At 66.2% G+C, this 23,543-nt stretch carries 18 protein-coding genes; 5 read left to right on the top strand and 13 right to left on the bottom strand.

Features of this window, described 5'->3' with window-relative positions:
* Positions 1-10 precede the first annotated feature (10 nt).
* The 6 genes from mdcA to QP457_RS05860 form a co-directional block, all read right to left on the bottom strand.
* A complete protein-coding gene (gene mdcA, locus QP457_RS05835; RefSeq protein ID WP_205404977.1) occupies positions 11-1,654 on the bottom strand; it encodes a malonate decarboxylase subunit alpha in 1,644 nt (547 codons plus the stop codon).
* A 180-nt stretch (positions 1,655-1,834) separates the two neighbouring features.
* On the bottom strand, positions 1,835-4,033 hold the full coding sequence (locus QP457_RS05840) for a TonB-dependent siderophore receptor (RefSeq protein ID WP_205404976.1): 2,199 nt from the start codon (positions 4,031-4,033) through the stop codon (positions 1,835-1,837).
* A 331-nt stretch (positions 4,034-4,364) separates the two neighbouring features.
* Positions 4,365-6,062 carry a malate dehydrogenase (quinone) gene (gene mqo, locus QP457_RS05845; RefSeq protein WP_205404975.1) on the bottom strand — a complete coding sequence of 566 codons (1,698 nt, stop codon included), beginning with the start codon at positions 6,060-6,062 and terminating at the stop codon, positions 4,365-4,367.
* Positions 6,063-6,267: 205 nt separating this feature from the next.
* Entirely contained in the window at positions 6,268-6,714 is a 447-nt protein-coding gene (locus QP457_RS05850; RefSeq protein WP_205404974.1) for a GNAT family N-acetyltransferase, read from the bottom strand.
* A 78-nt stretch (positions 6,715-6,792) separates the two neighbouring features.
* A complete protein-coding gene (locus QP457_RS05855) occupies positions 6,793-7,377 on the bottom strand; it encodes a hypothetical protein (protein WP_099819359.1) in 585 nt (194 codons plus the stop codon).
* Positions 7,378-7,480: 103 nt separating this feature from the next.
* Positions 7,481-8,386, bottom strand: coding sequence for a LysR family transcriptional regulator ArgP (locus QP457_RS05860; RefSeq protein ID WP_100551831.1), 906 nt, complete (start codon positions 8,384-8,386; stop codon positions 7,481-7,483).
* 140 nt (positions 8,387-8,526) lie between these two features.
* Here QP457_RS05860 and QP457_RS05865 point away from each other — a divergent pair, with 140 nt between their 5' ends.
* On the top strand, positions 8,527-9,162 hold the full coding sequence (locus QP457_RS05865) for a LysE family transporter (RefSeq protein ID WP_025873889.1): 636 nt from the start codon (positions 8,527-8,529) through the stop codon (positions 9,160-9,162).
* 170 nt (positions 9,163-9,332) lie between these two features.
* Entirely contained in the window at positions 9,333-11,324 is a 1,992-nt protein-coding gene (locus QP457_RS05870; protein ID WP_205404973.1) for a S9 family peptidase, read from the top strand.
* Positions 11,325-11,379: 55 nt separating this feature from the next.
* Here QP457_RS05870 and QP457_RS05875 read toward each other — a convergent pair whose 3' ends face one another.
* Both QP457_RS05875 and QP457_RS05880 read right to left on the bottom strand, forming a co-directional pair.
* Positions 11,380-13,134, bottom strand: coding sequence for an oligopeptide:H+ symporter (locus QP457_RS05875; protein ID WP_205404972.1), 1,755 nt, complete (start codon positions 13,132-13,134; stop codon positions 11,380-11,382).
* Positions 13,135-13,205: 71 nt separating this feature from the next.
* Positions 13,206-14,354, bottom strand: coding sequence for a heparan-alpha-glucosaminide N-acetyltransferase domain-containing protein (locus QP457_RS05880; RefSeq protein WP_205404971.1), 1,149 nt, complete (start codon positions 14,352-14,354; stop codon positions 13,206-13,208).
* Between the two features lie 201 nt (positions 14,355-14,555).
* On the opposite strand from QP457_RS05880, the gene QP457_RS05885 reads away from it, so the two are divergent.
* From QP457_RS05885 to QP457_RS05895, 3 genes are all read left to right on the top strand, one after another.
* Positions 14,556-16,520: an oligopeptide transporter, OPT family gene (locus QP457_RS05885; RefSeq protein WP_205404970.1), complete on the top strand. Its 1,965-nt coding sequence runs from the start codon at positions 14,556-14,558 to the stop codon at positions 16,518-16,520.
* A gap of 209 nt (positions 16,521-16,729) precedes the next feature.
* The gene (locus QP457_RS05890; RefSeq protein WP_205404969.1) at positions 16,730-18,808 is read left to right on the top strand and encodes a S9 family peptidase; all 2,079 of its coding nucleotides are present in this window, start codon (positions 16,730-16,732) and stop codon (positions 18,806-18,808) included.
* 141 nt (positions 18,809-18,949) lie between these two features.
* The gene (locus tag QP457_RS05895; protein ID WP_205404968.1) at positions 18,950-20,194 is read left to right on the top strand and encodes a DUF819 family protein; all 1,245 of its coding nucleotides are present in this window, start codon (positions 18,950-18,952) and stop codon (positions 20,192-20,194) included.
* 231 nt (positions 20,195-20,425) lie between these two features.
* Here QP457_RS05895 and QP457_RS05900 read toward each other — a convergent pair whose 3' ends face one another.
* Genes QP457_RS05900 through QP457_RS05920 form a run of 5 tightly spaced genes read right to left on the bottom strand, consistent with a single transcriptional unit; the run spans position 20,426 to position 23,463 of the window.
* The gene (locus QP457_RS05900; protein WP_032975950.1) at positions 20,426-20,905 is read right to left on the bottom strand and encodes a hypothetical protein; all 480 of its coding nucleotides are present in this window, start codon (positions 20,903-20,905) and stop codon (positions 20,426-20,428) included.
* 46 nt (positions 20,906-20,951) lie between these two features.
* Positions 20,952-21,212, bottom strand: a complete 261-nt coding sequence (gene minE, locus QP457_RS05905) for a cell division topological specificity factor MinE (protein WP_005408532.1) — start codon at positions 21,210-21,212, stop codon at positions 20,952-20,954.
* A 2-nt stretch (positions 21,213-21,214) separates the two neighbouring features.
* A complete protein-coding gene (gene minD / locus QP457_RS05910; RefSeq protein ID WP_089239526.1) occupies positions 21,215-22,024 on the bottom strand; it encodes a septum site-determining protein MinD in 810 nt (269 codons plus the stop codon).
* A gap of 36 nt (positions 22,025-22,060) precedes the next feature.
* Positions 22,061-22,864 (bottom strand): septum site-determining protein MinC, encoded by an 804-nt coding sequence (minC, locus tag QP457_RS05915; RefSeq protein WP_205404967.1) that lies wholly within the window; start codon positions 22,862-22,864, stop codon positions 22,061-22,063.
* A 2-nt stretch (positions 22,865-22,866) separates the two neighbouring features.
* Positions 22,867-23,463 (bottom strand): GNAT family N-acetyltransferase, encoded by a 597-nt coding sequence (locus QP457_RS05920; protein WP_100551840.1) that lies wholly within the window; start codon positions 23,461-23,463, stop codon positions 22,867-22,869.
* Between the last annotated feature and the right edge of the window lie 80 nt (positions 23,464-23,543).

Here is a 23,543-nt window from a genome sequence, read left to right on the forward strand (position 1 = left end):
GGCGTGCCCCTTACCAGTTGCGGAAGCGCTTGGGCGGGTCGTACAGACCGCCGGACCAGCGCACCAGGTCTTTCACCGAACGCGCGGCAAGAAGATCGCGGCTGGCATCGCGCACGTTGATGCCGAGATCGCCCGGGCGCCGGATCACTCCACGGTCGCGCAGGTTTTCCACCATCGCGCGATCGCGGCCCCTGCCGACGGCGGTGTAGCCGGCCACGCCGCGGATCGCCTGCTCGCGTTCTTCCGGGCTGCGGCACAGCAGCAGGTTGGCGATGCCTTCCTCGGTCAGCACATGGCTGACGTCGTCGCCGTAGATCATCACCGGCGGCAGCGGCATGGCCGCGCGTTCGGCCAGCTCCCAGGCATCGAGGCGGTCGACGAAGGCCGGCGCCATGTGCTCGCGGAAGGTTTCCACCATCTGCACCACCAGCTTGCGCCCACGCGGCATTTCGCCCGGCCGCGCGGCCTGCTGGCCGGCCTTGAGCCAGGCGTCGCTGGCGTGGCGGCGGCCGCGTGCGTCCGAGCCCATGTTGGGCGCGCCACCGAAGCCGGCGATACGGTCGCGGGTGGCGGTGGAACTGTTGCCCTGCAGGTCGATCTGCAACGTGGAGCCGATGAACATGTCGCAGGCATACAGTCCTGCAGTCTGCGAGAACGCGCGGTTGGAGCGCATCGAACCGTCGGCGCCGGTGAAGAACACATCCCCGCGCGCGGCGATGTACTTCTCCATGCCCAGTTCCGAGCCGAACGAGTGCACTGATTTGACGAAGCCCGATTCGATGGCTGGAATCAGCGCCGGGTGCGGATTGAGCGCCCAGTGCTGGCAGATCTTGCCTTTCAGCCCCAACGATTCGGCATAGGTCGGCAGCAGCAGTTCGATCGCCGCGGTATCGAAACCGATGCCGTGGTTGAGGCGGTTCACCCCGTACTCGGCGTAGATGCCCTTGATCGCCATCATCGCCATCAGCACCTGGATCTCGGAAATCTGCGCCGGGTCGCGGGTGAACAGCGGTTCGATGTGGTTCGGGCGCGGCGCCTGCACCACGAAGTTGACCCAGTCGGCAGGAATGTCGACGCGGGGGAGGGTGTCGACGATCTCGTTGACCTGGGCGATGACGATGCCGCCACCGAATGCGGTGGCCTCCACGATCACCGGCGTGTCTTCGGTGTTGGGGCCGGTGTAGAGATTGCCGTGGCGGTCGGCGGCCTGCGCCGCGACCAGTGCCACGCGCGGGGTGAGGTCGATGAAGTAGCGGCCGAACAGTTCCAGGTAGGTGTGGATGGCGCCGATCTGGATGCGGCCCTCGGCCACCAGGTTGGCCAGCCGCACCGACTGCGGCCCGGAGAAGGAGAAGTCCAGTTTGGAGGCGATGCCGCGCTCGAACACATCCAGGTGCGAGGGCAGCGACAGCACCGACTGCACCATGTGCAGGTCATGCACCCTTGCCGGATCGAGGTCGGCCAGCGCCTGGGCGAGGAAGTCGGCCTGCTTCTGGTTGTTGCCTTCCAGGCAGACCTTGTCGCCCGGCTCCAGCAGCGCGTGCAGCAGATCGGCGATGTCGCCGGCCGCCACCTCGTGGCCCTTGGCCCATGGCGCGGCGCGCTCCAGCCGCGCCTGGCGGCCCCGCTCCAGCGTGTCCCAGCTCGGGTTCATCGACGGACTTCCGAATGGCGTTGGAATAATTACGCCATAATTATGAAGGCATGTGCAACCCGCAGCGCAGCAAAGAAAAGGCCCGCGCGGAGGCGGGCCCATTCAGGTGGGCCACGACCGTTGGTCGTGGCGGAGCGTCGGCCGACCAACGGTCGGCACCCACCGTTTCCGCTGCGCGCCTCAGAACTTCCAGCGCAGGCTGGCCGCCACGAAGCGCGGTTCGCCGTAGTTGTTGTAGTCCAGGTTGGCCCAGTAGGTCTTGTCCAGCGCGTTGCGCACGCTCAGCGTCGCCGTCCAGTTGTCGCTGATGCGGTAGTTGGCGTTGAACTGCACCAGCGCATACGCCGGCTGGTTCACCGTCACCGTGGTGCCCACACCCACCGGGTAGGGGATGTTGTAGCCCTGCACCTTGCTCTGCCACTGCACGCCACCGCCGATGCTCAGGCGCTCCAGCGCGCCGCGCAGCTGCAGCTGGGTATTGAGCTGCAGCAGATTCTCGGCCGGATTGGCGTACAGCAGGTCGGTGGCCGCGCGGGTCACCTTGACGTGGGTATAGCCGGCATTGACCGTCCAGCCCGGCAGGATCTCGCCGTTGACGTCCACTTCCCAGCCACGCGCCTTGGTGCCGTTGACGCCGATGTAGGCCGAGCTGCCGTCGCTGAGCGAACCTTCCGGCACGCCCATGTCACGCACCGCGTAGTTGTCCTGCTTGGCTTCGAAGATCGCCGCGTTGGCGGTCAAACGGCCATCAAACCACTGCGTTTTCAGGCCCGCTTCCAGGTTGGAGCCCTGCACTGGCGCCAGCAGGTTCTCGTTGCGGTCCTTGTAGTTCTGCGGGTTGAAGATCTCGGTGTAGCTGGCATAGGCCGCCACGTTCGGGGTGATGTCGTACACCAGGCCCACGTACGGGGTCACTTCATCGCTCACCTTGTACGCGCCGCTGGTGGCGGTGTAGGCGCCGGCGGCGTTGTAGGCGCGGGTCTGGGTCTGCCAGCGGCTCAGGCGTGCGCCGGCGATCAGCGCCAGCGGGTCGGCCAGGCGCAGGCGGGTGGCCAGGTAGAAACCGCTCTGCGTGGTCTTGGACACGCGGCGTGCGCCGGTAAGGGTGTACGTCACTTCGGAGATGTCGCCATCCCAGGTGTGCACGTTGGGGATGTAGTAGCAGCGCTCACGGCCACAGGTCGCCCAATCGCGCGGGTAGTTCAGCGCCAGGGTATTGGTGGTGCCTTCCAGGTCGGCCCACTGTGCGCCCACGGTCACGTCGTGCTCCTGGCCCCACAGGTTGAAGGTGCCGGTCAGGTAGGCGTCGACGTTGCGGCGGGTGTCTTCCGAATCGCCGGCGGCGGTGCGCAGGTAGATGCCCGCGCCGGTCACCGGGTCGGGATTGCCGGTGCCGTACAGGCGCATGTTCTGCACGTTGCCACGGGTGTAGGCGGTGTTGATCTTCAGCAGCCAGTTCTCACCGAAGCGCTGTTCCAGGTTGGCGAATACCGTGCTGGTCTCGCGCTGCCAGTAACTCCACTTCGGTGCCAGGTTGGTCGAGCGCGGCAGATGCGCGAAGTTGCCCTTGCTGTCGAAGAACGGCACGGTGCCCCAGGTCGAACCCACCGGGTTGTTGTCCTGGGTCTGGTAGCCGACGGTGACCGTGGTGCTGTCGGTCACATCGCCTTCCAGCACGGCCATGCCGGCCATCTTGTTCTCTTTGTAGCGGTCGTAATAGAAATCGCGATCGGTGTAGGCGGCGACCACGCGGCTGCGGAAGCGGCCGTCGGCGGTCAGCGGCGCGGTCACGTCCGCCTCCATGCGGCGGTAGTCCCAGCTGCCGGCACTGACCGAGAACGAGGCGTCGAACTCCTTGCCCGGGCGCTTGCGCAGCAGGTTCACCGTGGCCGACGGCACGCCGGCGCCGCTGAGCAGGCCATTGGCGCCGCGGATCACTTCCACCCGGTCGTAGAAGGCAGTGTCGTATTCCTGGTTGGTCGAGCCGCTGTAGGTGGGGATGCCGTCCACCTGGAAATCGGTGATGGCAAAGCCGCGCGCGTAGTACAGCGGGCGCTGGGTGTCATAGAAGGACACGCTGACGCCGGTGACATTGCGCATCACGTCGTTGAGGCTGAACAGCGATTCGTCCTGCAGGCGCTGCAGGCCGATCACCGTGGACGACTGCGGCGTTTCCTGCAGGGTGATCGGCAGGCGGGTGGTGCTGGACGGCGGCGCGGACTGCTCGGCGCGCACGCTCACCCGGTCCAGGGTCTTGGCGTCGGACGCATCGGCAGCGACATCGGCAAACGCCGACGGTGCAGCCACGGCGAGGGAGGACAACAGGGCAGCCGGCAGCAGCGCACGGCGTGGCAGGCGGGTACGGAGAGTCAGGGACATGGCGGGCTCGAAGCGTGAAGACGGGGAAGGGGCGGCAACAGTCGTCCAGCACCCGGGCGGCGGCTTCGGGCACATCAGGTCCATCTGGGAGCGGCGCGGCCACTGCGCAGGACGCAAATGTAAATAATTCTTAACAACATTACAATTCTCGTCATCGGGCACGGGCTTGTCGGCGCCTGGCAGGGATTTCTGTAGAGCCGAGCCCATGCTCGGCTGTCGGCAACCGCGAGGAGCAGCCGAGCGCAGGCTCGGCTCTACAGGTGGGTGCGACACAAACGCAGACGGCCACCCGAAGGTGGCCGTCCGTTTCCGTCCAATGGCAACCGCAGGCTTACAGCGCCTGCAGTTCCTCGTTGGCGTTGCGCTTTTCCTTGGCCGGCGCCGGGGTCGGGGCGGCCGTCGGTGCCAGGGCCGGCGTCGCGCCCGCTTCCACCGGAACATCCAGGTAGGGCAGGTGCAGGGTCTGGCTGGTCAGCGTGCGGATCTCGTTGGTCAGCGCGGCGCTCTCGTTGAGCTTGCGGCCGTACGACGGCACGATCTCGCGCAGGCGGGCTTCCCAACCGGCCTTCATCTGTTCCGGGAAGGCCTTGGCCATCAGGTCGAGCATGATCGGCGGCGAGGTCGAGGCACCCGGCGAAGCACCCAGCAGCGCGGCGAGGGTGTGGTCCTTGTCGGTCACGATCTCGGTACCGAACTGCAGCACCGCGCCCTTCAGCGGATCACGCTTGATGATCTGCACGCGCTGGCCAGCGGTGACCAGCTTCCAGTCGCCCGGCTTGGCGTTCGGGAAGTACTTGACCAGTTCGGCCTGGCGATCGGCGTCGTTGAGGCGCGCCTGGCCCATCAGGTACTGCACCAGGTCCAGGTTGTCCTTGCCCACTTCCAGCATCGGGCCGACGTTGTTGTGGTTGACCGACGAATACAGGTCCCACCACGAGCCGTGCTTGAGGAACTTGGTGCTGTACAGCGCGAACGGCCCGAACAGGACCACCGGCTTGCCATCCAGCTTGCGCGCATCCAGGTGCGGCACCGACATCGGCGGCGAACCGGTTTCGGCCATGCCGTAGGCCTTCACGCCATGGCGCGAGGTCACGTCCTGGCCTTGGAAAGCGAGGAACTGGCCGCCCACCGGGAAGCCGGCGTAGTCCTTCGATTCCGGGATGCCCGACATCTGCAGCAGCTTCAGCGCGGCGCCACCGGCACCGATGAACACGAAGCGGGCGTGGGTGGTCGATTCGGTGCCGGCCTTGAGGTCCTTCACCGTCACGTTCCAGCTCTTGTCCGCGTTCTGCCGCAGGGCGCTGACCTCATGGTTGAGGTGCAGGCCGAAGTTCGGGCTGTGCTGCAGGCCGGCGGTCAGCTGGCGGGTGATGACGCCGAAGTTGACGTCGGTGCCCAGCGGCATCCAGGTCGCGGCGACCTTCTGCTTCGGGTCGCGGCCTTCCATCAGCAGCGGTGCCCACTGCTTGATCTGCGCCGGGTCCTCGGAGTACTGCATGCCGTAGAACAGCGGGTTCTTCACCAGCGCCTGCTGGCGCTTGTGCAGGTAGGCGATGTTGTCATCACCCCAGACGAAGCTCATGTGCGGGGTCGGGTTGATGAAGTCGCTGGGCTGGCTCAGCCGGCCTTCCTTCACCTGGTGCGACCAGAACTGGCGCGAGACCTCGAACGATTCGGCGATGCCGACCGCGCGCTTGGTCTCGATGCTGCCATCAGGCAGTTCCGGGGTGTAGTTCAGTTCGGCGAATGCCGAGTGGCCGGTGCCGGCGTTGTTCCAGCCGTCCGAGCTTTCACCGGCGACGCCGTCGAGGCGCTCGTAGACCTGGATGTTCCAGTCCGGCTGCAGTTCCTGCAGGTAGGTGGCCAGGGTGATGCTCATGATGCCGGCGCCGACCAGCACGACATCGACGGGCTTGTCGTTGCTCGCGGCGGGCACCGAGCGCTGGGTCAGCGGCCAGTACAGGAACAGTGCGGCGACCAGCAACAGCAGCACGAGCAGGGCGAGCAGGGCCTTGCCAAATTTCTTCATGGGGGCGGAATCGTTGGCGGGGGGAAGGGGTCAGGATGCGCAAGAAGCAGGGAAAGAGCGTGAAGAAACAACGCCTTGCAGCATTCCAGTGGCAATTTTAACCGCTTCTGGTCCGATTTTGATGCAACGCAGCATCCGTCCTGCGCGTTCGACCCATCCCCGGTCGCGCCGGGCCATGTCCGGCGGCTGTTTCCAGCGCCGCGCGTCAAGACAGCTCAAGAATCTCGTCACCGGCCTCGTCGATCTCGCCGGTCGCCTTCCAGCCAAGATGCCGATAGAAGCCATACGAGCGCGAACGCGGGTCTGCCGAGCAGGCCAGGAACAGGCGGGTGTGTCCGGCATCGCGGGTCAGGCTGACCACCTCCTGCAGCAGCTGCCGGCCGATGCCACGGCCTTCGTAGTCCGGTAACAGGGCCAGCACCAGCACCTCGCCGCTTTCGCGGTCAGCAAAGCAGTAGCCGGCCATCCGCTCGCCCTCCCAGGCGACGCGGCCAATCGAATCGCCATCAGCGATGCCTGCGGCCCAGCTCTCTTCGGTGATGCCCAGTTCGGCCAGCTGCGCGGCGCTGAAGGCGTTCTCGCGGGTGCACCCACGAAGGTCGATGCAGGCAGCGGCATCATCGGGGAGGGCATCGCGGTAGTGGATCGTCATCTGGGAGACCTGTGGTCGAATGGAACCACATGATTGTGGACGCCCCGGATGGAGATTGGATGGAGACGGCGGCGGTCTTCAATCACTGCCGATGGTGAAGTATTCCGCCGCGAAGTAGGCCAGTTGATAGGCCAGTGTCGCTGCGGCCAGCACCAGTTGCATGCGCGCGCTGCGCAGATGCCATCCCAGCGCCGCAACGATGAGCATCAGCGCCGTGTGCAACGGGTAGGCATCCCCCAGCAGCCGCCATCGGCTTCCCCCCTTGATCGCGGTGTCCACAAGGTCCAGTAGCGTCAATATCGCGATCACCCCGAAGATCCAGCGCCGCCGCTGCATCAGGTAGTGGCCGTAACTGCCGTAGTCGCGCAGATCGTCGGGAAACAGCAGCGCGCACAGCAGGAACCAGGTCGCGCTGTAGGTGATCACGAACAGATAGGTTTCAAACGTCCAGCGGTGCACTTCGACGAGACGGAATTCCCACCACCAGAAGGTGACCAGCGACACCAGCGTCCACATCACCCAGCACAGGTGCAGCGCCGAACAGCCACGCCGCTGCGGGTGCTCGATGATCTGCGCCAACCCCTTCAGCAGGGTGGTGATGGACAGGCCGAGGATGATCCCCATCACCACGCGGATATGCAGGAATACCGGTTCGGTTTCCATCGGCCAGCCCCCTCGTCGGTTGCGCCGATGCTTGCACAAAAAGGGGACGTAGGGATCAAGTCGTTTGTGGCAAGAAGGACTTGATCCCCTCGCTGCCCTCTTTTCAGCGCCTGCGCTGCACCAGCGCCGATGCGGCGTCCAGCACCGCCCGGGTCAGCAGGGCCATGGTCTGCACGTCGCCCTTCCAGTGCTGCCAGTACAGCGGCACGTCTTCCCACGCGCGCTGCCGCACATACACCAGGCGCCCGGCATCCAGATGGCGCTTGACCAGCGGCAACGGGTTCATCGTCCAGCCGAGCCCGCCGAGATTGGCCTGCACGAAGGCGCGGGTGGAGGGAATCCACCAGGTCGGCGCGGTGCTGGGCAGGTCGGCGCCGGCCATGCGCCGGGCGAATCGCGACTGCATGTCGTCCTTGCGGTTGAACACCAGCACCGGTGCCTGCGCCAGTGCCTGCGCGGTTACGCCCTTGGCGAAATGGCGCTCGCGGAATTCCGGCGTACAGGTCGCGGCGTAGCGGATGCTGCCCAGCGCGTGGATCTGGCAGCCCTGCACCGGCTCGTCCAGGGTGGTCACCGCACCCAGCACGGTGCCCTGGCGCAGCAGCTCGACGGTGTGGTCCTGGTCTTCCACCCGCAGGTCCAGGGTAGTGCCGGTGCCCTGCGCGAACTGCTGCGCGGCCTGCGGGAACCAGGTCTCCAGACTGTCGTGGTTCACCGCCACCGGGATGCTCGCCTGCGGCAGGTCTTCGTCGGCCAGGCCCATCCGGTGCAGGGCATCGTGCTCCAGCAGGGCGGTCTGCTCGGCCAGCTGCACCAGCAGCTGGCCTTCGGCGGTGGCAGTCGCCGGCGTGCCACGTTTGACCAGCAGCCGGCCGATGCGGTCCTCCAGTGCCTTGACCCGCTGCGAGATGGCCGAGGGGGTGACGTTGAGCGACTGCGCGGCACGGTCGAAGCTGCCTTCGCGGATCACCGCAGCCAGGGCCCGCAGCTGGGCATGGTCGATGCGCATTGCGATTAAGCTCAGCTAATGTTGGTTTAGTAAGTTTAGCTCGTCTTTTCTATGTTGCGGCGCGACAATGGCGCCCGTTCCGGTGCTGTCCGCCTTCGCGAGGCACCGCTCCCCCCAAGCAAGACAAGGTAGTGAATCCCATGTTCTCGGTCATCTCCGCCAGCACCGGCCTTGGTGCCTGGTTCAGTGGTGCGGCTACCGGCATCGGCCTGTTTGCCGTGGTCGGCGCCCAGAGCGCCTTCATCCTGCGTCAGGGCATCCTGCGCAAGCACATCGTGCCGGTGGTAGCCACCTGTGCGGCCATCGATGCGATCTTCATCTTCGCCAGCGTGGCCGGCCTGCGCACGCTCACCACGGCGCTGCCGTGGCTGACCACCGCCGTGCTCTGGACCGGCGTGGCCTTCCTGGCCTGGTATGCGATGAAGTCGGCACGCCGGGCGATCGCCGGCGGCGGCGGCATGGGCGAAGCCGACAGCGATGACGGCAGCCGCCGTGCGGTGCTGATGGCGGCGGTCGGCTTCTCGCTGATCAACCCGCACTTCTGGCTGGACATGATGGTGATCGGCTCGATCGCCGAGAACTTCGGCAATGCACGCATGGCCTTCGCCGCCGGCGTGGTCACCGCCAGTTGCCTGTGGCTGACCGCGCAGGGCCTGGGCGCGCGCCTGCTGGCACCTCTGTTCACCAAGCCCAGCACCTGGCGCGTGCTGGACGGCACCATCGCGGTGATCCTCAGCATCCTGGCCCTCACTCTGGCGGTGCGCGGGGTCCATTGACCCGGCGCACGCCCCCCGAACCCACGTCCTGACTCTCTCTCCAAGGTAAAGGTAGTGGTAACGACGGCACCGGCAACGGTGCCGTCGTTTTTTTGTGCCCACTGGCGGATGCGTCGACGGGTTGCCTAGAATCGGCCTGCGGACAAGGGGTCCGTCTCCAAGGGGGAAGGATGCGCAGGACTGTGCTTGCCGTGCTGTTGTGCGCGGCCGTGGGAGGGGCGACGGCGGGGGCCGGCGTGGTCGATCTGGACCGCTATCTGCGGCAGGAAGCGTTTACCGACATCCGGATTTCGCCCGGGGGGGAGTACGTGGCTGCCACGGTCCCGATCGAGGCCGGCACTGCGCTGGCGATCTACAGGATCGCCGACATGAAGATGGTCGGCACCTTCCGGCCGCCCCGCAACAACCATGCCCACACCTTTGATTGGGTCAGCAATGACCGTCTGCTGGTGGGAATGGCGCAGAAGTTCGGCGTGCTCGATCGCCCCGCGCTCACCGGCGAACTGTTCGGTATCAACGCCGATGGCAAGGGCGGTGAACTGCTGGTCGGCTACCGCACGGCTGAAACCGGCCTGGGCACCAACATCAAGGTCAAGCCGGCCGGCATGGTGGCCGCGTTCCTCACCGACGAATTGAAGGATGACGACCGCAACGTACTGGTTGCGGTAACACCGTTCACGGCCAACGCCTTCACCCAGTTGGAGCGGATGGACGTGAACACCGGTCGCCGCAATGCCGTGGCGCGGGCGCCGATCGCACAGGCGGAATTCACTACCGATGCCCAGGGTGAGGTGCGCTTTGCCTACGGTTCCGGCACCGACGAGACGAACAAGAAGCTCTATTACCGCGCAGGTGCCAGCAGCGAGTGGGTGCTGCTGAACGATGAGGCGCTCAGCCGACGCATCGAGGCGGCTATCGGCTTCTCTGCTGATGGCCGCCTGGCCTATCTGCAGACCGAGCAGGCCGAGGGACCCGATGCAATCGTCAGTTGGGACCCGCAGAGCAACGAGCGTCGGGTGGTACTGCGCGATGAGGTGGTCGATCCGCATCGGATCATCTTCCGGCCGGGAACCCGCGTGCCGGTGGGAGCCGAGTTCCTTGGCGACGTGCCACGGACGCGCTTCTTCGACGAAGCCTCGGCCGAAGCGCGCCTGTACCGCAGTCTCGAGGCAGGGCTGGGCGGCCCCGTGTACATCACCTCCAGTACCCGCGATGGCCGCACGGTGCTGGTGGAATCGCACTCCGCGCGCAACCCGGGCGACTTCTATCTTTACGACACCATCGACAAGAAGGCGCGCCACCTCATCAGCCGCAGTGACTGGATCGATCCGGCGCAGAGCGCCGTCGTCCAACCGGTCAGCCTGAAGGCGCGTGACGGGTTGGCGCTGCATGGCTTCCTCACCCTGCCGGCAGGCCAGCAGGCCACCGGCCTGCCCATGGTGGTGATGCCACATGGTGGGCCGATCGGGATCTTCGACGACGGAACGTACGATGTGGATGCGCAGATGCTGGCTGCTGCCGGCTATGCCGTGCTCCAGGTGAACTACCGTGGTTCGGCCAACTATGGACGTGCGCACGCCCAGGCCGCGAAGCTGCAGTGGGGACGGGCGATGCAGGACGATGTCACCGATGCCACGCGCTGGGCGATCGCTGAAGGCATCGCCGACAAGAGCCGCATCTGCATCTACGGCGGCAGCTATGGCGCCTATGCGGCGATGATGGGACCGGTGCGCGAGCCCGGTCTGTATCGCTGCGCTGCCGGCTATGTCGGTGTCTATGACCTGCCGTTGATGTACGCCCGCGGTGACATCCAGGATGATGCATCCGGATTGACTTACCTGCGCGAATGGGTCGGCCGCCCGAAGGAGCTGGTCGAGCAGTCACCGGTCAACCTCGCCGCCCAGATCCGCGTGCCGGTGCTGCTGGCGGCAGGAAGGGAAGATCAACGCGCACCTGTGGTGCACACCCAACGCATGGAGGCGGCGCTGAAGCAGGCCGGCACGCCGGTGGAGGCGCTGTACTACAAGGCCGAAGGGCACGGTTTCTACAGTCCGGCCAACCGGCGTGACTACTACACCCGGTTGCTTGCCTTCCTGTCGCGCAGCCTGGGCGGTGGTACGGCAGCCGCCGCGACGGCTCCGAGCAAAGCCAAGGCACCCTGAAACAGACGCGGCGGCAACCGCCATGGTTGCCGCCGCAGCCACTCGCCAATGGGTGTTACTTCACCCCATGCATCATCCGCTTCAACAGCGGCGCAGCGATGAAGGCCAGCAACGCGCAGCCCAGGCCGATCCACATCAGCAGCCAGAACAGGTGTGCGTAGGCACCGGCGGCCGCGGCCATGTCCAGCGTCTCGCCTTCGGGCACGTCGATCGCCGCCAGCTTGCCGAACAGCGCGGCCAGCGTTTCGGAGAATGCAGTGGCCAGGAACCAGGTGCCCATCATCAGGCTCATTACCCGTGGTACCGCCAGCTGGGTCACCGCCGACAGGCCTACCGGCGACAGGCACATCTCGCCGCTGGCCAGCAGGAAGTAGGCCAGTACCAGCCACCACACGCTGGCCATCTCGCCGGTGGCACCGACGTGCTGCGCGGCCAGCGCCAGCGGCACGAACGACAGCGCGCCGATCACCAGGCCCCAAGCCGACTTCACCGGCTTGCCCGGCTCCCAGCCACGGCGGTCCATCCACGTCCACAGTGCAGCGAACGCTGGCGCCAGCAGCACCAGGAACAGGCCGCCCAGGTAGGTCAGCGAACCGGCAGTCTGCGGAATCACCAGGCAGTCGCGCACCAGCAGCACCAGCATCAGCGCGACGATGGCGATGAAGAACGTGCGCGGCGCGGACGAACCGGGGCGGCGTTCGGACAAGCGCGCGCTGACCACGAAGCCCAGCGGTGCCAGCAGCAGTGACACGATCGACCATGGCAGCGGCGAGCCTTCGCGGATCACCAGTGCCGGCACGATGTCCTTGGTCAGCAGGCGGTCGGTGAAGGTCACCCACGAGCCGTACGACTGCTCGTACATCGTGAAGAACACCAGCGCCATGAAGATCAGCACCATCAGCGCGATCATCTGCTGGCGCTGCACCGGCGTGCACTTCGTGCCGGTGAACCACGCGAACCAGACCAGCACGCCGCCCAGCACCACCAGCATCAGCATCAGCGCCAGGCTGATTTCACCGCCAAGCGCGAAGGCACCGTTGCCGGCCGCCCACATCAGCCAGGCCACCGGCAGCACGCCGATCACCGCGCACAGGTAGATCAGCCATTCGCGCGGCAGGCCCAGCACCTTCTGCTTCAGCGTGGCCGGCTGCGGCGGTTCGGCGTGGCCCTGCAGGTATTTCTGGCCCCACAGGAACATCGCCAGGCCGGCGAGCATGCCGATGCCGGCCGCGCCGAAGCCGTACTTCCAGCCGTAGACCTCGCCGAGGAAGCCGCATACCAGCGAGGAGAACAGGGCGCCCAGGTTGATGCCGGCATAGAACAGCGAGAAGCCCGAATCGCGGCGCGGATCGTCCTGCGGATAGAGCTTGCCGACGATAGTGGAGATGTTCGGCTTGAGGAAGCCGACGCCCATGATGATCAGCGCCAGCGACAGGTAGGTCACTGCCAGCGCCGAGGTGTCGCGCACCACTTCACCATTGACCCGGTACGCCGCGTGGCCTTCGAAGGCCATGCCCAGATGGCCCAGCACCAGCAGGATGCCGCCGAACAGCACCGCCCGGCGCATGCCCAGCCAGCGGTCGGCCAGCATGCCGCCGAACACCGGGATGCAGTACACCAGGCCGCCATAGGCACCGAGCAGATCCAGCCCGGCCTTGTCGCCGAACAGGTGGTATTTGGTGAGGTACAGCAGCAGCAACGCCTTCATGCCGTAGAAGGAGAAGCGCTCCCACATTTCGGTGAAGAAGCAGACGTAGACGCCCTTGGGATGGCCCAGGAAGTCGTCGGAAGCGATAGCAGTGGAATTCATCGCGGAATTATAGGCCCGCGCCCGCTTTCAGTAGATCCACGCCATGCGTGGATGGCCGCCCCGGTACATGCCTACAGATACCGCAACCAGGCCAGGTCGCGTCGCCGTGCCTTGAACCGCGCGAACGCCCGCGTTGGTGGATACAGCACCACCGCCAGCGCGCAGGCCACCAGCAGCAGGCCGGCCACCGAGTCCAGTGCATACAGGCTGCCGTGGGTCGGGCCCCAGGTCTTCAACGCGGCCAGGTACAGCAGCTTCAGCACGTACAGGTGCAGCAGGTAGAAGAACATCGGCGCTGCACCGATATCGGCCAGCGGCCGCAGTGCACGCGCCAGCGGCGGCCACTCGTACAGCCGCAACAGCAGCAGGCCCACGCCCAGTGTCAGCAGCAGGAACTGCAGCGACGGCGGGTACTTGGTGATGTTGAACACGCTCATCCACGTGCGCAGTGGGGTCTGCTGGTATTGCCAGGGCGCGTCGCCATAGTCGTTGGCGAAGCGCAGCAGAGCGAAGGCGGCCAGCGCGCCCAGCCCGGCCCACAGCAATCGCTGCCGGCGCCGTTCCGGATCGCTGCCGGCGGCGAACCACGGCGCCATCAGGTAGCCCAGCGCGATCACCCCGATCCACGGCAGCACCGGGTAGGAGGTACGCAGGCTCAACGGCCCGACCTCGATCCAGTCGCGCTGGTGCAGCACTTTCCACAGCACCGCCAGGGCGCCGTCGCCCTGCACCCTTACGCCATCCAACAGGTTGTGGCCAACCACCAGCGCCACCGCCAGTACCACCAGCACCGGGCGCGGCAGCCACAGCAGGCCGGCCAGCGCGATCATGCTCAGGCCGATCGCCCAGATCACCTGCAGGTACACCGTGTCCGGCGGGAACTGGAAGGTCCAGGCGAAGTTGACCAGGGTCAGCTCCAGCACCACCAGGAACAGGCCGCGCTTGAGCAGGAAGGCGGCGATGGCGCGGCGCGGATCGGCCTGGCGCTGGCCGTACAGCCATGCCGACAGGCCGGTGAGCAGTACGAACACCGGTGCGCACAGGTGGGCCAGCAGGCGGCAGACGAACAGGGCAGGGGACACGTTGGCCGCGTCCATCGGGTCGCTCACCTGGTACTGCAGGAAGAACGTCTCGCGGACGTGGTCGAGCAGCATCAGCAGCATCACGGTACCGCGCAGCTGGTCGATGGAGGCCAGCCGGGATGAGGCGGAAGGGGGCATGCAATGGGGCAGGTGCGGATCAATCGGAAGTTATAACATATCGTTTGCATGGCGCCCACTCGGGCTTTGCCGCATCGGTTGACTGGCGGTGCCGGTGCGGGCCTGTGTCTGTTCCATGCTCGGCCCCCATCCTTTGGCACGCTGGACTTGCTGTCCCCTGAACGCTAGCGTGGCAGGGATTTTTTGCCAGCAGGGGCTTTCATGAACCATGACGCTGCGCCCAAGCAGCTCACTTTCCGCGCGGTGGTCCTTGCCATCGTGCTGGCGGTGGTGCTGTCGGCCGCAAACGCCTACCTCGGTCTGTTCGCAGGCCTGACCATCGCCACCGCGATTCCCGCCGCGGTCATTTCCATGGGCGTGCTGCGCCTGCTGGGTGGCGGTTCCATCCTTGAGAACAACATCGTGCAGACCGGCGCTTCGGCCGGTTCGTCGATCGCCGCCGGTGTGATCTTCACCATCCCCGCGCTGGTGATCATGGGCTACTGGCCGGACTTCAAGTACTGGTGGGTGCTGGGCATCGCCGGTCTCGGCGGCCTGCTGGGCGTGCTGTTCTCGGTGCCGCTGCGCCGTTCGATGATCGTCGAAGACCCGCTTCCGTTCCCGGAAGGCAAGGCGGCGGCTGAAGTGCTCAAGGCCGGTGAAAACCCCGGCCCGGGCCTGAAGATCCTCGGCCTGTCGGCGGTGATCGGTGCCTTCGTGAAGCTGGCTGCGGAAAGCGGCATGCGCCTGATCCCCGACGCCTGGGCCACTTCGGCCTATGTCGGCAGCTCCAAGGTCACCGCGTTCATCGGTACCAACCTGTCGCCGGCGCTGCTGGGTGTGGGCTACATCGTCGGCCTCAACGTCGGCATCGTGGTGGTGTCCGGCTCGATCCTGACCTGGCACATCGCCATTCCGATCTACCAGGCGTTCTTCATGAACACCGATCCGGCGCTGGCCGCCTCGATCGCCACCGCCTCATCCACCGAAGCGGCGTTCGCCATCTGGGGCGCGAAGATGCGTTACCTGGGCGTCGGCGCGATGCTGATCGGTGGCATCTGGACCCTGATCTCGCTGCGCAAGTCGCTGCTCAACGGCGTCAAGAGCGGCTTTGCGGCCGCGCGCAAGAGCGGTGGCCCGGTACTGGCGCACACCGAGCGCGACCTGCCGATGAAGTGGATGCTGGTGGCCCTGGTGGTGTTCACCCTGCCGCTGCTGGCGCTGTACCAGGCCATCGTCGGCCAGTGGCACGTGTCGATCCCGATGACCCTCATCATGATCGTCGCCGGCTTCCTGTTCGTGTCGGTGTCGGCCTACCTGGCCGGTCTGATCGGCTCGTCCAACAACCCGGTCTCGGGCATCACCATCTCCACCATCCTGTTCGCTTCGGCGGTGCTGGTGCTGCTGCTGGGCAAGGATGGCCTGCAGCCGGTCGGTGCCTTCGGTGCGCCGCTGGGCGCGGTGGCCGCGATCATGATCGGCGCGGTGGTGTGCTGTGCCGCCGCCGTAGGTGGCGACAACCTGCAGGACCTCAAGGCCGGCTACATCGTCGGTGCCACCCCGTGGAAGCAGCAGCTGATGCTGGGCATCGGTGCGTTCTCGTGCGCACTGATCATGGCCCCGGTGCTGAACCTGCTGGCCACCGCCTACGGCATCGGCGTCAAGTCGGAGCTGCATCCGAATGCGCTGGCTGCACCGCAGGCGAACCTGATGGCGTCGGTGGCCAAGGGCCTGTTCGGCGGTGAGCTGCCGTGGACCTTCATCGGCATCGGTGCCGTGGTCGGTGCCGCCATCATCGCGTTCGACAGCTCGCTGAAGTCGCGCAACTCGCGTTTCCGCGTGCCGGTGCTGGCTGCGGCGATCGGCATCTACCTGCCGCTGGAACTGATGGTGCCGATCTTCCTCGGTGGCCTGATCTCCTACCTGGTCGAGCGCTTCCACAAGGTGCGTGCCGATGACGAAGAGGGCCGCGACCGCGTGCACAAGCCGGGCGTGCTGTTCGCTGCCGGCCTGATCACCGGTGAGGCGCTGATGGGTATCGCCATCGCCGTGCCGATCGTGGTCAGCAGCCGCGCCGACGTGCTCGCCGTGCCGTTCCACCTGCCGGCCGCGCAGTGGATCGGCCTGGCCGTGCTGTTCCTGGTCGGCTGGTTGATCTACCGCACCGGCAAGCGCGCCGTGGCGTAAGCGGAACGGGTAGTGCCGGCCGCTGGCCGGCAACTCCAGGATGCCGCGATACCCGTGGTTGCCGGCCAGCGGCCGGCACTACCGCAGACCCCGCCCCGGCGGGGTTTGCTTTTTCTGGCGGCAGCTCGGCCCCGGCCATGACCGATGGCCTTGGCAGGCCCGGCCGCGCAGGCCTACCATCGGTTTTTTGCCGTCCTGCGGAGACCCCGATGAAACTGCGTCATGCCCTGCTGCCACTGAGCCTGCTGGCTGCCCTGCCCAGCGTCGCCGCTGCCCGTGGCCTGGAAATCCGCGACATGGTGGCCATGGACCGCGTCTCCGCGCCGGTACTGACCGCTGACGGCGGCACCGTGGTGTTCGCCAAGCGCAGCACCGATGCCAACCTCAAGGCCAGCACCGCCCTGTTCGCGCGCAACCTGCGCACCCGCGATGCGGCGCCGCCGAAGCAGATCACCCCGGCTGGCTGGAACGTCAATTCCGCATCGCTGTCGGCCGATGGCCAGACCGTGTATTTCCTCAGCGCCAAGAACGGCAGCCAGCAGCTGTACGCACAGCCGATCAGCGGCGGCGCCCCGCGCCAGCTGACCGATTTCCCGGTGGACGTGGACAGCTACCACGTGTCGCCGCAGGACGACCGCGTGTTGTTCAGCGCCGGCGTGTTCCAGGCCTGCGCCTCGGACCTGGCCTGCACCGAAAAGAAGCTGAAGGACGTGGCCGGCGCCAAGGCCAGCGGCAAGGTCTTCGATTCGTTGTTCGTGCGCCATTGGGATACCTGGAACGACGGCCGCCGCAACACTCTGTTCGTGGCGCCGTTGCCGGCGGCCAAGGCTGGTGCGGTCAAGGGCGCTTCGGCGCTGAGCGCGACCATCGATGGTGACGCTCCGTCCAAGCCGTTCGGTGGCAATGATGATTTCGCGTGGTCGCCGGATGGCAGCAGCGTGGTCGCCAGCATCCGCGTGGCCGGCAAGCAGGAGTCGTGGTCGACCAACTTCGACCTGTACCGCTTCGATGCCGCCGGCAAGCAGGCGCCGGTAAACCTGACCGCCTCCAACCCGGCCTGGGATGCCGGCCCGGTGTTCAGCGCCGACGGCAAGACCCTGTTCTACCGCGCGATGAAGCGCCCGGGCTTCGAAGCCGATCGCTTCGGCCTGATGGCGATGGACCTGGCCAGCGGCAAGACCCGCGAGATCGCTCCGCAGTGGGACCGTTCGGCTGGTGGCATCGCCCTGTCCGCCGACGGCACCAGCATCTACACCACTGCCGATGACCTCGGCGAACACCCGCTGTTCCAGATCGATGTGGCCAGCGGCAAGGCCACCAAGCTGATCGGCGACGGCAGCGTCACCGCTGTCGACGTGGCCGGCAACAGCGTGGCGATCACCCGCAACAGCCTGAAGAGCAACGACCAGGTGCTGGTCGGCCTGCTGCCGGCCGCTGGCGAGCCGATCGGTGCGCTGCGCGCGCTGACCCCCGCCGCTGGCGAGGTGCTGAAGGACGTGTCGTTCGGCGACTACGAGCAGTTCGAGTTCAAGGGCTGGAACAACGACACCGTCCATGGCTATGTGGTCAAGCCGCACAACTACCAGGAAGGCAAGTCCTACCCGGTAGCGTTCCTGATCCATGGCGGCCCGCAGGGCAGCTTCGGCAACGGCTGGAGCTACCGCTGGAACCCGCAGACCTACGCAGGCCAGGGCTACGCGGTGGTGATGATCGACTTCCATGGCTCCACCGGTTACGGCCAGGCCTTCACCGATGCGATCAGCCAGCACTGGGGCGACCGCCCGCTGGAAGACCTGCAGAAGGGCTGGAGCGCGGCGCTGAAGAAGTACGACTTCCTCAACGGTGACAAGGCCTGCGCACTGGGCGCCAGCTACGGCGGCTTCATGGTCAACTGGATCGCCGGCAACTGGAACAGCCCGTTCAAGTGCCTGGTCAACCATGACGGCGTGTTCGACCAGCGCATGATGGGTTACGCCACCGAGGAACTGTGGTTCACCGAATGGGAGCAGGGCGGTACCCCGTACCAGAAGGCGGCGAACTATGAGAAGTTCAATCCAGTCAACCACGTGGCTGACTGGAAGAAGCCGATCCTGGTGATCCACGGCCAGCAGGACTTCCGCATTCCGGTCGAGCAGGGCCTGGCTGCATTCACCGCGGCCCAGCGCCAGGGCATCGAGTCGAAGTTCCTGTACTTCCCGGATGAGAACCACTGGGTGCTGAAGCCGAACAACAGCATCCTGTGGCATGACACCGTCAACGCCTGGCTGAAGCAGCACATCGGCGAATAAGCGATACCGGTGCCGCCCTTCGGGGCGGCGCTTTTGTTTCGCCATCTGCTTCACCGGTGGGTGCCGATCGTTGGTCGGCACACCTTCCTGAGCTTCCGCCAACAGCAGCCGAGCACGGCTCGGCTCTACAAGAGCGCCTGCATGCCTTCGACTGCCCTGATCCAGAACGACATCGTCGTCTTCGGCCTGATCGCCGCCACCCTCGGCGCCGTGTTCTGGACCGCTTCGCGCGAGCAGGGCCTGTGGAAGCGCTTCTATACCTTCGTGCCGGCGCTGCTGCTGTGTTACCTGCTGCCCGGCATCTACAACACGTTCGGCCTGATCGACGGGCAGAACACCAGGCTGTACAACCCGGTCGCGCGTGACATCCTGCTGCCGGCGGCGCTGATCCTGTTGACCCTGGCGGTCGACATCAAGGGCATCCTGCGACTCGGGCCGAAGCTGGTGCTGATGTACCTGGGCGCCTCGGCCAGCATCATGCTGGGTGCGGTGGTGGCGTTCCTGGTGATGCGTGCGATCCATCCCGATACCGTCGCCGGTGATACCTGGGCTGGCATGGCCGCACTGGCGGGCAGCTGGATCGGCGGTGGTGCCAACATGCTGGCGATGCGCGAAGTGTTCGACGTCAATGCGACCACCTTCGGCCAGTTCGCGGTGGTCGATGTGGGGGTTGGTTACGTGTGGATGGCGGCGCTGATCTTCCTGGCCGGGCGCGCGGCGAAGATCGACGCGCGCAGCGGTGCCGATACGTCGGCCATCGACGAGCTGAAGGAGCGCATCGCACGCTTCCAGGCCGAGCACGAGCGCATTCCCAGCCTGACCGACCTGATGCTGATCGTGGCCGTGGCCTTCGGTGGCGTCGGTCTTGCCCACGCCATCGGCGCGCCGCTGGCGGCCTGGTTCAAGGTCAATGTCAGCTGGGCATCGCAGTTCAGCCTGGACGCGCCGTTCGTGTGGGTGGTGGTGCTGTCGACCACGCTCGGCCTGGGCCTCAGCTTCACCCGTGCACGTACCTTGGAAGGGGCCGGTGCGTCGCGACTGGGCTCGCTGCTGCTGTACTTCCTGATTGCCTGCATCGGCATGCAGATGGATCTGCTGGCGCTGCTGGATCGCCCGTGGCTGTTCCTGCTCGGCATCATCTGGATCAGCGTGCACATCGCGCTGCTGTGGTGCCTGGGCAAGCTGCTGAAGGTGCCGTTCTTCTACTTCGCCATCGGTTCGCAGTCGAACATCGGCGGCCCGGCCTCGGCGCCGGTGGTGGCCGCCGCGTTCCATCCGGCGCTGGCGCCGGTGGGCGTGCTGCTGGGCACGATGGGGTATGCCACCGGCACCTATCTGGCGTATGTGGTCGGCATCACCCTGCGCGCGCTGGCAGGGCAGGGTTGATTATTCAACGGTAGCGCCGGGCCATGCCCGGCGAGCCGCATCGCGGCGGTGGATGTTTATGCCGCCGGGCATGGCCCGGCGCTACCGATGCGTTACGCCACCGGCAAACCGCGTTCGATCAACCACGCCTTCGCTTCTTCCGCATCCTGCTCGAACCGCGCCGAGTGAAAAGAAGGGCGCCGCAAGGTCCGGCGCGTCGCCACGCGCCCATGGCCAACCGCGCCCGCGGCTTTACGCCACCGGCAAACCGCGTTCGATCAGCCACGCTTTCGCGTCTTCGGCATCCTGCTCGAACCACGCCTTCGTCGACCCCAAGCGATACGTGTAGCCCCACGCATCCATGTCGGCCATCAGCCGCTCGCTGCCGACGCCAGGCAGGTGCCCGGCCAGCACGATCTGCAGGTAGCAGGTGGCGTCTTCTTCGGGTACCGAATCGGTGGCGTCGGTATGCACCTGCGCGCGCCGCTCCGGCGGCAGCACGATCAGGTGGCAGGCCTCGTGCAGCATCGAGTGCACCGGCGTGTCATCGCGCACGTACACGTCGCTGGCGATGATGCCGGCCTCGGGCTCGCCCCAGTAACTGCCCGGGATCGGTTCGCCGGCCGCAACGTGGTGCAGCCGCAGCTCATGTGCAGCGAGCAGGCGCTGGGCATCGGCGAAGGCGATGTCGCCGACGCGGGTAACGTTCGGTTCGGGCGTGGTATCAGTCATGCGGGTCAGGCAGCCCCGCCCATGCAGGCACGGGCGGGGCAGGGGGTCAGGGTTTGTCCGGGCCTTCAGGCAGCGCCACGGAAATGTCCAGCACGTCGTGCTGGCCATCCTTGACCAGATCCACCTTCACTGCATCGACGTCGATGTTGACGTACTTCTTGATCACTTCCAGCAGCTCGCGCTGCAGCAGCGGCAGATAGTCGGGACCGCCACGGTGGCTGCGCTCCTGCGCGATGATGATCTGCAGGCGGTTCTTGGCGGTTTCGGCGGTGGTCTTCTTCGCTTTGAGGAAATCAAACAGGCCCATGCTTACCCTCCGAACAGCTTGCTGAAGAAGCCCTTCTTCTCGACGTTGGTGAAGCGCATCGGGCGTTCTTCGCCGAGGATGCGTGCGACGGCGTCGTCATAGGCCTGGCCGGCAGCGGATTCGCCATCCAGGATGACCGGTTCGCCCTTGTTGGAGGCATTGAGGACGTCGCCCGATTCGGGGATCACGCCGATCGCCTTCAGGCCAAGGACCTCCTCGACGTCGGTGATGCTGAGCATCTCGCCGCTTTCCACGCGCACCGGGGTGTAGCGGGTCAGCAGCAGGAAGGCCGGCACGTCCTGGCCGGATTCGGCCTTGTGGGTCTTCGAATCGAGCAGGCCGATGATGCGGTCCGAGTCGCGTACCGAAGACACTTCCGGGTTCACCACCACCACTGCGCGGTCGGCGAAGTACATCGCCAGGAAGGCGCCTTTCTCGATGCCTGCCGGGGAGTCGCAGATGATGTACTCGAAGCCGTCGGCGGCCAGGTCCTTCAGGACCTTGCCCACGCCTTCCTGGGTCAGCGCATCCTTGTCGCGGGTCTGCGAGGCAGCCAGCACGAACAGGTTGTCGAAGCGCTTGTCCTTGATCAGGGCCTGCTTGAGGGTGGCTTCGCCGTGCACGACATTCACGAAGTCGTACACCACGCGGCGTTCGCAGCCCATGATCAGGTCGAGGTTGCGCAGGCCGACGTCGAAGTCGATCACCGCCACCTTCTTGCCACGCTTTGCCAGGCCGCACGCAAGGCTGGCGCTGGAAGTGGTCTTGCCGACGCCGCCTTTGCCGGAGGTGACTACGATGATTTCAGCCAAAGGACTTCTCCTGATGATTCTGTTTGAGGTGCTGCGTCAGTCCAGCGCAGCGATCTTGATCTGGTCCTGTTCCAGCCACACCTGCACGGCCTTGCCGCGCAGGGTTTCCGGTACATCGTCCAGCACCTTGTAATGGCCTGCAATGGCGACCAGTTCCGCATGGAAATCACGGCAGAAAATGCGTGCCGCGGTGTTGCCCTGGGCCCCTGCCAGCGCACGGCCGCGCAGGGTTCCGTAGATATGGATGCTGCCATCGGCGATGACCTCGGCGCCGGCGCCGACGGTGGCCATCACGGTCAGGTCGCAGTTTTCCGCATACAGCTGCTGGCCCGAACGCACGTTGCCCAGCTGCATGCGCCCCGGCTGTGGCGCGGCGGCATCGGCCGCCTTGCCCATCGGCGTGGCCGGAGCCGGTGCCGGTGCGGCCTTCGCCTCGGCCCGTGCGGCACGCCGCGGTTCCGGCGCGGGTGCCGGCGGCGGGGCAGGCTCTGCCTCGGCGCGCTCGTACTGGGCGCGGAACTTGGCCAGCAGCGGCAGGCCGAGCTGCTGCGACAGCAGGTCGACCGCGCTGGTGCCATAGGCCAGTGCCACCGGCAGTACGCCGGCACTGCGCAGGCCATCCACCAGCGCCTGTGCCGTGGCCACGTCGGGCACCTGGCTGAGGCCGCCGAAGTCGAGGATCACCGCCGCCCGGCCGAACAGCTTCGGCGCACGGCTGACCCGCTCCTGCATTTCCTGCACGAGGCGTTCAACATCGAGGGTGCGGATGCGCAGGTTGGCGATGCCCACCTGGCCGATCTTCAGTTCACCGGCCTGTTCGTAATCGAAATTCACCGCCACGCTCAAGTCCCCGTCGACCGCTGTGCCTGCGCCGGCAGCTGCCGGTCGCGTGCCCACGCCACATCGGGCAGCTTGCCGCCGTAGGTTTCGTTCACCCACGGGAAACTGCACAGCTCCTTGGCCAGCATGCTGGCCCGCACGTCCACCTGCGGCATGGTGTTCTGGCCCAGCTCGCGGAAGCCGAAGCTGCCGTGGAAGAGCAGGGCGGCATCGGCGCCGTGGTCGAGGAACACCTCGCAGGTCATCTGCGGGTAGCGCAGCTCGGCGAAGCTCTGCGCATCGGCGTAGAACGCACGGCCGACGCCACCACCGCGACGGCGGCTGGCGACCACGATGCGGTCGATATAGAAGAAGGGGGTGTTCAGCTGCTGCTTGAACCAGGCGAAATTGCTGCTGTCGTGCTGGCTGTCGCTGCCGAAGCCGATCAAAAAACCGGCCAGGTTGCCGTCGCGCTCGGCGACGCGGAAATACTCAGCGGTTGCATAGAACAGGCGCAGGCGCTCGGCATCCAGGGGAAGGATGGCCAGGCCAGCATTGTTGTTCAAAGCCAGGACGGAATCGAGCTCGTGCTCGCGCACGTCGCGGATGACAATCGACATTGTGACTCCGTGGGGTAACGCGGTTGGTCCATTACAAGACCCTGCGCACGATTATTGCATGCCCGGGGTGGGCTGCGGCA

Source organism: Stenotrophomonas sp. As-7 (genome assembly GCF_030291015.1).
GTDB lineage: Bacteria > Pseudomonadota > Gammaproteobacteria > Xanthomonadales > Xanthomonadaceae > Stenotrophomonas > Stenotrophomonas lactitubi.